The sequence below is a fragment of the Comamonas composti DSM 21721 genome, assembly GCF_000429845.1.
Lineage (GTDB): Bacteria > Pseudomonadota > Gammaproteobacteria > Burkholderiales > Burkholderiaceae_C > Comamonas > Comamonas composti.
Genome location: NZ_AUCQ01000006.1, coordinates 114743 through 126032 on the forward strand (window position 1 = coordinate 114743; position 11290 = coordinate 126032).

The following is an 11290-nucleotide window of genomic DNA, read 5'->3' on the forward strand; positions in this document are numbered from 1 at the left end:
GGATTTTCGAGAGATTTATAAATCTTTACGTAAGTTTTTTTATACAACTCAGATTCAATTCAAATACAAATCATCAAACCCCGCGCCCGTTATATTTAACCTGCCAACAGTTCGCTGAAAAATGATTCTCATGCCCTCACATGCGGTCAACGGCGGAAATCGAGCACAGGAATACGACGGATATGGCTTGAAGAAGAGAGAGGCCTCGGCGGTTGCAACTCAAGATTCAGCACGTGGCTGAATATGCGGCAACTCCAGAACCGCGCACAGGCCGCCGCCTGCGGCGTTGTGCAGGCTCAGTTGCCCATGGTGGCGCAGCGCGATGTCACGTGCGATGGACAGGCCCAACCCAACCCCGCCGTGGTGGCGGTGCCGCGAAGCCTCCATGCGCACAAAGGGCTGCATCACATGTTTCAGTGCGCTCTTGGGAAGACCCGGGCCATGGTCGCGCACGATGATGCGCACGCCTTGCGGACCATCTTCCAGGCGCAGTTCGGCATTGCCTCCATAGCGCAGGGCATTCGCGACAAGATTGTCCACACAGCGGCGCAGCGGTCCCGGCTGGGCATGAACCGGGCGGGCATGGCCCTGGAGCGGAATCTTCACGCCCGTCAGCGCGTAATCGTCCACCACGCTCTGGAGCAAGGCCTGCAGCTGCAAGGACATCACCGGCGCGCCCTGGGCCTGGCCCCGCAGGTAGTCGAGCGTATCCTGGATCATGGCCTCCATCTCCGCGATATCGCCCTGGAACTTGAGGCTGGCTGCCTCGTCCTCCAGCAGCTCGGCACGCAGGCGCAAGCGCGTCAACGGGGTGCGCAAATCGTGAGAAACCGCAGCCACCAGCCGGTCCCGGTCCTGCAGTTGCTGGCAGATGCGCTCCTGCATCTGGTTGAAGACCTTGCTGGCTTCCCGACATTCCACCGTCCCCGTTTCCGGCAATGGCGGGCGGTTGATGTCCGAGCCCAACTCGCGCGCAGCGGCCGCCAGGCGGCGCATGGGCCGCGTCAGCCAGCGCGCGCCAAACCAGGCAGCCACCAGCAAGGCAATCAGGCGCACGCCTACATCGATCAAGAAAGGCAGCATCGGCCGGTTGCCAGGCTCGGGCGCAAGCCCGGCAACGGGCCGGCCCGGGCCTGCTGCCTGAAAGCCCGTGGCCAACGACCTGGGCGCGGCATCAAAAGCCTGACCCGGCTCGCTCTGCGAGGGCGCAGCCTCGTGCCCGGTTCGCCTCTTCAGGTCGGGGCGCAGCTCGAAGATCAGGCTCAGGGCCAGTACATGGCTGGCGATCACGGCCACGACGAGCAAGCAGGCCAGACGGCCGAACAGGCTGTCCGGCCCATGGCGCCAGCGCCCGCTGCGGCCTGCCGCCAGCTTTCGCCGCCAGCCCTGCAGGCGATGCCAGCCGGACGCAAAGCGCAAGACCGGCCCGCTGCGCGCCACCGCCTCTTCTTCACCACCCTGGGTTGGATACATTGGCCGAACTCCATGAGATAAGCCACCCTCTCAGCCACACCCATGGCTGTGCAGGATGAATGCCGGGCACAACACGGCTCAGCGTCCGCAAAAACGCAGGCAGTGTAGGGAGGCTCAGCCTCTCAGGACAAGAAAAATGCTTGTTCCACAGAACAGCAAGGGTCTTGGCACAAGATCATTTCGCGACAGTGCCAGCAGTCCAGAAAATATACAAAAAAGGCCTGTACCTCAATACCATCAAGCGCAAGCAGCTATTAATTTGAAAGCAGCCTGGCCACAGCCTGGGGATAAATCACATGCTCTTGCGCCAGCACGCGCGCAGCCAGGCTCTGCGGGCTGTCGTCTGCGAGCACGGGCACCACGGCCTGTTCGAGAATCGGGCCCACATCGAGCTCGGCGGTCACGCGGTGTACGGTGCAGCCCGCGAACTTGCAGCCGGCCTCGATGGCGCGCTGATGCGTGTTCAGCCCCGTGAAGGCCGGCAGCAGCGAAGGGTGGATGTTGATGAGCCGGCCCTCGAAATGCGAGACAAAGCCCGGCGTGAGAATCCGCATGAAGCCCGCCAGCACCACCAGGGCCGGATCGTAGCCATCGATGATCTGGGCCAGGCGCGCATCAAAGGCCTCGCGGCCTGCAAACTGCCTGTGATCCAGCACCTCGGTCGCAATGCCCTGCTCGCGCGCAAACGCAAGCCCTTCAGCCTCGGCCTTGTTGCTCACCACGGCGGCCACGCGCGCGCCATAGCGCCTTGCCCAGTCCTGTTGCCGGGATGCACGCACAATGGCAGCCATGTTCGAGCCGCCGCCCGAGATCAGAATCACGAGGTTTTTCATGGGCGGCGATTGTCGCACCGCAGACCTTGAAGTCCGCATCCGCCCCGTCATGGCCTACGGCCGTGTCGGGCCTTGTTCTTTATCGTGCAAATCAGGAGGGCAAGCGGTTGCGCCCACCAGCGCCTGCCGCATCCCGCCCCGTCCTGCATTTGTGCCAGCTTGTTGCCTTTCACTCCCCGACTGCCATGCCATTCGATCCCCGTACCACCCCTCTGACAGCCGTTGAAGCCCGCGTCCTGGCCACGCTCATGGAAAAGGCGCGCACCGTGCCCGACAGCTACCCTCTCACGCTCAATGCGCTGATCACGGGCTGCAACCAGAAAAGCAGCCGCGACCCGGTCATGGAAGTCAGCGACAGCCAGGCCCAGGAAGCCCTGGACAGCCTGCGCCTGCGCACGCTGACCGTGCAGATCAGCAGCCAGCGTGCCACGCGCTGGGAGCACAACTTTCCGCGCGGCATTGGCGTACCCGATCAAAGCGCGGTCTTGCTGGCCTTGCTCATGCTGCGCGGCCCCCAGACTGCGGGCGAGTTGCGCATCAACTCCGAACGCTGGCACCGCTTTGCCGACATCTCCTCGGTGGAGGCTTTTCTGGACGAGCTTGCCGAGCGCAGTGAGGAAAAAGGCGGCCCCCTGGTGGTCCAGTTGCCGCGCGCGCCGGGCGCCCGCGAACAGCGCTGGGCACATCTGCTGTGCGGCCCTGTGGACTTGAGCGCACCCGTGGCCGCAGCCGCCGGAACACGCAGCGATGCCCTGGCCCAGCGCGTGAGCGAGCTCGAAGCCCAGGTCGCCCGCTTGCAGCAGCAGCTCGCCCATGTCTACGAACAGCTGGGGTTGCAGGAATCCGAGCCCCAGCCGCCCATGTGACGGCCCTTAAAACGGGCTCACGACCCCGGCGCTTGTCACGCCCCGGACAGGTATGAAAAGCACGCCCGTGCTACAAACACCGGGAATCAAGGAGACAAGCCCATGGATTTGGCATTTACCCCGGAAGAACAAGCCTTTCGCGAAGAGGTCCGCACTTGGGTGCGGGCCAATCTGCCTGAAAGCATTGCGCACAAAGTGCGCCACTCCCTGCGCCTGACGCGCGACGACCTGCAAGGCTGGGCCAAGATTCTTGGCAAAAAGGGCTGGTTGGTCAGCGGCTGGCCCAAGGAATTCGGCGGCCCTGGCTGGAGCGCCGTACAAAAGCACCTGTTCGAGGAAGAGTGTGCTCTGGCCGACGCCCCCAGCGTCGTGCCCTTCGGGCCCGTCATGGTCGCGCCCGTGATCATGGCCTACGGCACGCCCGAACAGCAAAAGCGCTTCCTGCCCGGCATCGCCAGCGGCGAAGTCTGGTGGAGCCAGGGCTATTCCGAGCCTGGCTCGGGCTCGGACCTGGCCAGCCTCAAGACCCGTGCCGAACGCGTGGGCGACAAATACATCGTCAACGGCCAAAAGACCTGGACCACGCTGGGACAGTACGGCGACTGGATGTTCAACCTCGTGCGCACCAGCACCGAGGGCAAGCCCCAGACCGGCATCAGCTTTTTGCTGCTCGACATGAAGAGCCCGGGCGTGACCGTGCGCCCCATCAAGCTGCTGGACGGCGAGTGCGAAGTCAACGAAGTCTTCTTCGACAACGTGGAAGTGCCTGCCGACCAACTGATCGGCGAGGAAAACAAGGGCTGGACCTATGCCAAGCTCCTGCTCAGCCACGAGCGCACCAACATCGCAGGCGTGAACCGCGCCAAGCGCGAGCTCGAGCGCCTCAAGCGCATCGCCAAGGCCGAGGGCGTGTGGGATGACATGCGCTTTCGCGATCAGATCGCCCTGCTCGAAATCGACATCGTCGCCCTGGAAATGCTGGTGCTGCGCGTACTCTCGGCAGAGAAGTCGGGCAAGAACCCGCTGGACATCGCAGGCCTGCTCAAGATCAAGGGCAGCGAAATCCAGCAGCGCTACTCCGAGCTGATGATGCAGGCCGCAGGCCCCTACAGCCTGCCCTTCATCGAGGAAGCCATGGAAGCCGGCTGGCAAGGCGACTTCCCTGGCGGCCTGGTGGCCGATGCACCCCTGGCATCGACCTACTTCAACATGCGCAAGACCACGATCTACGGCGGCAGCAACGAAGTGCAACGCAACATCGTTGCTCAGACAGTTCTAGGCTAAGCCTGAACTGCCTTCGCCATGCGAAGCATGGACTGCTCCCCACACCCCCTCCGCGAGGGGGCTCTAGATTGAGCTTCGCTGGCATGTGGGGTTGCGCAAAGCGCCCCCCGACCGGCACCAGGAGACATATATGGATTTCAATTTTTCGGATGACCAGCAGCAACTGCGCGACGCCGTGCGTCGCTGGGTGGAAAAAGGCTACAGCTTCGAGCGCCGCCGCACCATCGTCGAAGCCGGCGGCTTCTCGCGCGAGGTCTGGGGCGAGCTGGCCGAGCTGGGCCTGACCGCCCTGACCGTGCCCGAAGAGCATGGAGGTCTGGGCCAGGGCGCCACCGACGCCATGGTGGTCATGGAAGAGCTGGGCCGCGGCCTGGTCATGGAGCCCCTGGCGCAGGCATTCGCGGCCTCGTCGGTGCTGAGCCAGCATGCGGATGCAGGCCTCGCCGCCCAATGGCTGCCCCGCGTGGCCAGCGGCGAAGCCCTGGTCGTGCTCGCATCTCAGGAGCGCAAAGCGCGCTACCAGCTTGATGTCTGTACCGCAACCAGTACTAAAACCGGTACTGGCTACACGGTAGACGCTATCAAAAGCATTGTTCCCGCAGGCGATGCAGCCGACGCCTTTCTGGTGCCCGCACAACAGGACGGCCAGATCGCGCTGTTCCTCGTGGAGCGCAATGCCAGCGGCGTGAGCACCCAGGGCTACCGCACCCAGGACGGCAGCCGCGCAGCCGAGCTGATCTGCAAGAACGCGCCCGCCACCCTGGTCACGACCCAGGGCCTCGCGGCCCTGACCCTGGCCCAGGACGTGCTCAACGCCGCCCTGTGCGCAGAAGGCGTGGGCGCCATGGAGCAGACTCTGGCCCTGACCACCGACTACATGAACCAGCGCAAGCAGTTCGGCGTGGTCATCGCCAGCTTCCAGGCCCTGCGTCACCGCGTGGCCGACATGAAGATGCAGCTGGAACTGGCGCGCTCCATGAGCTATTACGCCAGCCTCAAGCTGGGCGAGCCCGAAGCCGAGCGTCACCTGGCCGTGGCCCGCGCCAAGGTGCAACTGGGCCAGTCCCTGCGCTTCGTCGGCCAGCAATCGGTGCAGCTGCATGGCGGCATTGGTGTGACCGACGAGTACGCAGGCAGCCACTACTTCAAGCGCCTCACCCAGATGGAAATGACAGGCGGCGACACCCTGCATCACCTGGGCACGGTTTCCGCGCAAATGCGCGAAACGGCAGGCGTCTTCGTCTAAGAGCGTTGTTCACGATCTCCTCGCGGCGCGCCAGCGCAGAGATCGTGAACACGTTCTAAGACCCGTCCCTGAGCGGCAGCACCACCGCTCTCGCCCGCATCGGGGACAGGGACGGCCCCAACTTGCCGTCCCTGGCTGGGGCTGAGGGCATATGCGCAAGCCCCGGCCCCACCGCTCTCCCCAAAAGCCCACAGGCAGTTCTGGACTCAAGCCGCAGAGCTCCAGAAGAAGCATTCCAAGCCTCTCCAGCCCCAGGTATTCAGGCACCCCGCCCCCCTGAAGATCCTAGCCGGCCACACCCAGCACAAACAGCCGGCTCACACGGCGGGGATGAGCGGCCTCCCATCTGATCCAGAGCCTTTCCTGCCGCCGCTGTAGTCGATGTGCTTGAATGCACAGCCAGTCTCCGGTTGCATGGTTCTTGCGCCGATCTTCCTGCGCCCGCACATCGAGAATGCTTCACGGCAGCGTAGAGATCGTAAACAGCCAGGAGGGATTTTTGCAGCAGTCAAACATGCTGCCTTCACGGATACGATATCCAACAGCTACAATATTTCTTAATAACTATCCAATAAAAAACATACCATAATTTCTAAAATCATTTAAACGTTTATCATTGCCCGTATAAAATCCATCCCTATCATAATAATCATCTGAGCCAATTCAATATCATCATGAATTCATCACCAGACACCATCAGTGAGCGCAGCACAGATAGATATCGCCAAAAGCGCGAAGCCATCTTGAATGCAGCATGCCAGCTTTTTGATGAAAATGGCATCAAAGGCACAATGCTTTCTGAGGTTGCTGCAAAGGTTGGCCTGAGCACGAACAGCATCACTTATTACTTCAAGAAAAAGGAAGATCTGGTCTATGAATGCCTGATGCACACGACAAACACCATTAGCAACATTACTGAAATTGCAGCCAAAGAAACAACACCGCTGGCACGCATAGAAAAATTCTTACGGGAATTTTCCTCCATGCTCATGGAATGCGCTGAGGGAAGATATCCATCCATCATGTCCTTCAGAGATGTCGCCGAGCTGGATCAATCCTATACAACGGTGATTTTTACCGCATATAGCAATATGTTTCGCCGAACGAGACTTTTGCTGACCGATGGTTCTGTCAACTCCGCCAATCGTACGGCTCTTACTGTAAGAACTCACCTTTTGCTCACGCAAGCACTGTGGTCGCGAACCTGGCTTTCCAGCTTCAACCCCATGCACCATGAGCGAATCATCAATTACATATGCAGCATCATCATCAATGGGATCACGGTATCTCCAGCTCGCTGGGATGAAACGGATTTATTGCATCGCCTTGCGAAGGTCGAAGTCCCCGAATCCCCCTACCAAGGCTTTCTCGCAGCGGCGATTCACCTCATTAATGAAGTAGGATATGACGGAGCCTCTATCGACAGAATATCGGCACGCATGAATGTCACCAAAGGATCTTTCTACCACCATATTCCAAGCAAGGAAGATCTTTTCTCGGAATGCACCAAAAGAACTGCTCAGATTATCGAGGGAATGCAGTCCATCACGCTCAAAGATGAGCAATGCGGGCTGGAAAAGCTCATGGCCCTGGCAAGAGGCATAACGGAATTTCACTTCTCCCCTCAAGGTCCTTTGCTCAGAATATCGGCCTGGAGTGAAATACCCAACTTCACGCTCATGCACGATAGGATCAAGCCACTGCGTATCCTGGTACAAAGCGCTGCAGAGTTGCTTGCGGATGGCATGGCAGACGGATCGATTCGTGTGACGCAGCAGCAGATAGCAGCCTTGCTCTTCATTGGAATGATTATTGGAGCAACATCTCTTCAGAAATGGGCTCCTGGGTTTGAGAAAACCAATGCCATCGAGCTGTACATCCTCCCCTTCTTCAATGGCCTTTGCAGCCCTCTGTGAGCCGGTGATTCCCCTGGGGCAACCGGTCGACACGCTCACGATCAGAAGCTGAAACGTACCTGGCTTGATACACCGGGTACGTCTCATAGGGAAAATGCTTCAGAATCTATGTGTCATACCTATGGTAAATGCCGATGTTCCTGCATTGGCAGCCGTTGTTCCTGCATACCCATTGATGATCTTATAAGTATTTTTTGAGTTTGAATTATTTATCTTTGCCAGGCCAACTGTGAACTTGGTTCTCTTGGATATGGGATAGTCATAAATAACACCTACCTGATAAGCACTGTTATCAACTGGCATGCGGTCTTTCTTTTTGATAAACGATGCAAAAACCGTTCCTTTTCCCAGAGGGAAGACCACCCCCAGAAGATAATCTATGCTGTTTTTTGTCCGAATATTGCTTGCAATATTCTTGCCATAGTTGTCCGAATAGGCAAGGTGTATGCGGGAACTCCCCAGCTTGTAGTTTGCAGCCAGCAATGTAGTCCGGACATTGATGTCAGTTGCCTGATTTGTATATTGATTGGCCCTGTGGTGAGAAAGCTCTACAACCAAAGGTCCGACTCCATAGCCAATATTGACTCCAGAAGCGCTATTGCGAGAGTCTCTTTGAGAATCTTCTCCAAAAAAATGGGCTACTGCGCCAAACACACCTTTACGTGCATATGTCCAGGGATCGAAGCCTGGCGAGTTGTAGATGACACCATTGTTGAGACGCACCCCATGCGTTTCCATGAGGCTGGTGGCAGTGATGACCGAATATGTTGCCGTCGGATCAGCAACCAGCGCCAATGTCGCAAATGCTGGCGTATAAAGACGCCCTGCACGAAAGGTTCCCCAGTCTCCCTGAATTCCCAGAAAGGCCTGCTTATCGAAAAAACTTGTCGAGCTTGCAAATTCACCTGTATCCAGATTGAATCCGCTTTCAAGCTTGAAAATAACCGAATTTCCACCTCCCAGGTCCTCCTTGCCGCTGAACATCAATGACGATGCCCCCGCCAAAGCCGTCATTCTTGTACTTCCTCCCGAGTTAAATCCCAAGCCCGAATAAACAGATCCAGATAAGGTCATAGAGGATGTTTGCGCCCAAGCCTGTCCGGCAAGTGCTATCACACCACAAAAAAACAAGCTATCTTTTTTCATGTTTTCCCCAAATGCTCAAAATTTTGACAAAAGCCAGCCCATGGTGCTCATTGAAGAGCACCCGATCTAATGAACAGGATTAAAGGGCTAGCGCAGGAGGGTCGATATCAGACGGCAGAGAAATCCGTTTCTCTTATGAAGCGGCTGCGATGAAAACCGGTATTTCCAAGAGTGGATTCGATAGCAGTAAGTCTCTTGAAATAATGCGATATAGACATTTCGTCCGTCATGCCCATCCCGCCATGCATCTGGATTGCCTGCTGGCCCACAAACTGCATGGCCTTACCAACACGGACCTTGGCCGCAGACACAAGTCTTCGCCGTTCCACCGCCCCTACCTTGTTGACTTTGACCCCTGCCAATACAGCCAGGGATTTGGCCTGTTGCGCATGAATGAACATATCCGCCATGCGATGCTGCAGAACCTGGAACGTGCCGATCGGCACGCCGAATTGCTTGCGGGTCTTGAGATAGTCCAAGGTCAGAGCATTGGCCGCCTCCATGGCGCCCACGGCCTCGGCGCACAAAAGCGCAACGCCAAAGTCTGCAGAAGCCTCCAGAATCTCCCAGCCCTCGCCGGCCACGCCTATAAGTCGCTCTGCAGGGACTCGTACCTCGTGAAAGCGCACATCCGCTGCCCGCAAGCCATCATATGTACGGTATTCAGTGACCGTGACGCCAGGGCTGTCCCGCGGAACATAGAGCAGAGTGATTCCCTGGGTGTCACGCTGCGCTCCACCTGTGCGGGCTGAAACCACATAAGCACCAACCTGTGCACCATGCACGACAGCACATTTGAGGCCGCTGATCACATATTCATGGCCATCGGCACTGGCGGTACAAGAGATATTGAAAAGCTCGTGCCCGGCCTCCTTCTCGTTCAATGCGCAGGCCAGCTTGAGAGAGCCTTCCGCCACTTTTTTCAGCGCGTCCGTGTGTCCTCCCCTGCGGAGAAAGTCGGCAGAAAAAACGGTGGCCCAATAGGGCTCGGCCACCAGCCCTCTCCCGAGCTCCTGCATCACCAGCATCAAGTCCTCGGAGCTTCCCCCCAACCCGTCAGCCTCTTGCGGCACGGCGAGTGCAAGCGCGCCAAGTTCCACCAAGGCTGCATATGAGCGATCGCAGACACCGGCATCGGATGCAATGATCCTCTTGCGAGCTTCATGACCGTAGTCACGCTCAACCCATCGACGCAGGGAGTCCGTGAATTGCTCTTGCTCTTCAGATAGTCGAAAGTCCATTTTTGTCTCCTTACAGGCCCAGAATCATTTTGGAAATCACGTTTCTCTGGACTTCGTTCGAACCGCCAAAGATGGTGATCTTGCGCAGATTGAAGTAATGCGCAGCCAGCGCCGCCAGGTCGTCATCTCCCGATGCACAATGCTCTTTCTCGCCCTTCAAATACTGCGGATCAAATGCCTGCCCTGCAGGTCCGGCGGCTTCCAGCAACAACTGGCTGATCTCCTGAGAAATCTCCGTACCCTTGATCTTGAGCATCGAGGCCTCGGGGCCGATCTTGCTGCTTGCACCATCGGCGACCAGGCTCAGCGCCGTCATCTCCAGCGCCATGAGTTCGATCTCGGTATCCGCAATGCGCGCCGCAAAGCACGGGTCGTCGAGCAAGGGGCGGCCATCGAGCTGCTTGCGCTTGGCCAGGCGCTTCAAGACCTTCAATTCACGCTTGGAATTTCCAATCGCTGCAATACCTGTGCGCTCATGGCCGAGCAGGTATTTCGCATAGGTCCAGCCTTTGTTTTCTTCGCCAATCAGATTCGCCACAGGAACCTTGACGTTGTCGAAGAAGACTTCATTCACCTCATGCGTTTCATCGAGCATGATGATCGGGCGCACGGTAATGCCCGGGGTCTTCATGTCGATCAGCAAAAATGAGATGCCTGTTTGCCGCGCACCTTCGGTGCTGGTGCGCACCAGGCAAAATATCCAGTCCGCGTGCTGCCCCAGCGTGGTCCAGGTTTTCTGGCCATTGACGATGTAGTGCTCCCCCTCCCGCACTGCGCGCGTCTGCAAGGCCGCTAGATCGGATCCCGCACCTGGCTCGGAATAGCCCTGGCACCACCAGTCCTCTGCGTTGTAGATCCTCGGAAGAAAGTGCTGCTTTTGTTCCTCTGACGCAAAGCCCAGCAATACCGGGGCCAGCAGATTCAACCCGAAGGACAGTGTGGGTGGGGCATATGCGAGCGCATATTCTTCCGCCCAGATATGGCGCTGCATGGCAGACCAGCCCGTACCGCCATATTTGACGGGCCAGCCCGGGGCAATCCAGCCCTTGCCGGCCAGAATTTTGTGCCAGCGTACGGCATCCTCGCGCTTGAGATGGCGACGGTTGCGCACCTTCTCGCTGAGCTCCTTGGGTAGATGCTCTTGAAAAAACTGCCGCACCTCCTCGCGGAAGCGAATGTCCTCTTGCTTGTATTCGAGATCCATCAGGTACTCCTTGGGTAAAAAAAGGGCGAGCGCGTCCCGCGAGGTGTCCTTGGGACACCTCGATAAAGCCGGAATGCATTG

At 58.3% G+C, this 11290-nt stretch carries 9 protein-coding genes; 4 read left to right on the forward strand and 5 right to left on the reverse strand.

Annotated elements, in window-relative coordinates; all coding sequences use genetic code 11:
- Positions 1–219 precede the first annotated feature (219 nt).
- Positions 220–1473 (reverse strand): ATP-binding protein, encoded by a 1254-nt coding sequence (locus tag G486_RS0105520; protein ID WP_084455061.1) that lies wholly within the window; start codon positions 1471–1473, stop codon positions 220–222.
- A 254-nt stretch (positions 1474–1727) separates the two neighbouring features.
- Positions 1728–2306, reverse strand: a complete 579-nt coding sequence (gene purN, locus G486_RS0105525; RefSeq protein ID WP_027014638.1) for a phosphoribosylglycinamide formyltransferase — start codon at positions 2304–2306, stop codon at positions 1728–1730.
- Positions 2307–2491: 185 nt separating this feature from the next.
- Between purN and G486_RS0105530 the strand changes: the two genes are divergently transcribed.
- The 4 genes from G486_RS0105530 to G486_RS0105545 all read left to right on the forward strand — a co-directional run bounded on the left by G486_RS0105530 (position 2492) and on the right by G486_RS0105545 (position 7618).
- Positions 2492–3172, forward strand: a complete 681-nt coding sequence (locus tag G486_RS0105530; protein ID WP_027014639.1) for a YceH family protein — start codon at positions 2492–2494, stop codon at positions 3170–3172.
- Between the two features lie 102 nt (positions 3173–3274).
- Positions 3275–4456 (forward strand): acyl-CoA dehydrogenase family protein, encoded by a 1182-nt coding sequence (locus G486_RS0105535; RefSeq protein ID WP_027014640.1) that lies wholly within the window; start codon positions 3275–3277, stop codon positions 4454–4456.
- A gap of 130 nt (positions 4457–4586) precedes the next feature.
- The gene (locus G486_RS0105540; RefSeq protein WP_027014641.1) at positions 4587–5702 is read left to right on the forward strand and encodes an acyl-CoA dehydrogenase family protein; all 1116 of its coding nucleotides are present in this window, start codon (positions 4587–4589) and stop codon (positions 5700–5702) included.
- Between the two features lie 674 nt (positions 5703–6376).
- Positions 6377–7618 carry a TetR/AcrR family transcriptional regulator gene (locus tag G486_RS0105545; RefSeq protein ID WP_034386736.1) on the forward strand — a complete coding sequence of 414 codons (1242 nt, stop codon included), beginning with the start codon at positions 6377–6379 and terminating at the stop codon, positions 7616–7618.
- Between the two features lie 99 nt (positions 7619–7717).
- Here G486_RS0105545 and G486_RS23365 read toward each other — a convergent pair whose 3' ends face one another.
- The 3 genes from G486_RS23365 to G486_RS0105555 all read right to left on the reverse strand — a co-directional run bounded on the left by G486_RS23365 (position 7718) and on the right by G486_RS0105555 (position 11209).
- The gene (locus G486_RS23365) at positions 7718–8764 is read right to left on the reverse strand and encodes a porin (protein WP_084455063.1); all 1047 of its coding nucleotides are present in this window, start codon (positions 8762–8764) and stop codon (positions 7718–7720) included.
- A 107-nt stretch (positions 8765–8871) separates the two neighbouring features.
- Positions 8872–10005: an acyl-CoA dehydrogenase family protein gene (locus tag G486_RS0105550; RefSeq protein ID WP_027014643.1), complete on the reverse strand. Its 1134-nt coding sequence runs from the start codon at positions 10003–10005 to the stop codon at positions 8872–8874.
- 10 nt (positions 10006–10015) lie between these two features.
- Positions 10016–11209, reverse strand: a complete 1194-nt coding sequence (locus G486_RS0105555; RefSeq protein WP_027014644.1) for an acyl-CoA dehydrogenase family protein — start codon at positions 11207–11209, stop codon at positions 10016–10018.
- Positions 11210–11290: the final 81 nt, after the last annotated feature.

Bases quoted from the DNA above. Each gene is read 5' to 3' on its own strand.
- G486_RS0105520 (WP_084455061.1), bottom strand. From the start codon at position 1,473: ATGTATCCAACCCAGGGTGGTGAAGAAGAGGCGGTGGCGCGCAGCGGG.
- purN (WP_027014638.1), bottom strand. From the start codon at position 2,306: ATGAAAAACCTCGTGATTCTGATCTCGGGCGGCGGCTCGAACATGGCT.
- G486_RS0105530 (WP_027014639.1), top strand. From the start codon at position 2,492: ATGCCATTCGATCCCCGTACCACCCCTCTGACAGCCGTTGAAGCCCGC.
- G486_RS0105535 (WP_027014640.1), top strand. From the start codon at position 3,275: ATGGATTTGGCATTTACCCCGGAAGAACAAGCCTTTCGCGAAGAGGTC.
- G486_RS0105540 (WP_027014641.1), top strand. From the start codon at position 4,587: ATGGATTTCAATTTTTCGGATGACCAGCAGCAACTGCGCGACGCCGTG.
- G486_RS0105545 (WP_034386736.1), top strand. From the start codon at position 6,377: ATGAATTCATCACCAGACACCATCAGTGAGCGCAGCACAGATAGATAT.
- G486_RS23365 (WP_084455063.1), bottom strand. From the start codon at position 8,764: ATGAAAAAAGATAGCTTGTTTTTTTGTGGTGTGATAGCACTTGCCGGA.
- G486_RS0105550 (WP_027014643.1), bottom strand. From the start codon at position 10,005: ATGGACTTTCGACTATCTGAAGAGCAAGAGCAATTCACGGACTCCCTG.
- G486_RS0105555 (WP_027014644.1), bottom strand. From the start codon at position 11,209: ATGGATCTCGAATACAAGCAAGAGGACATTCGCTTCCGCGAGGAGGTG.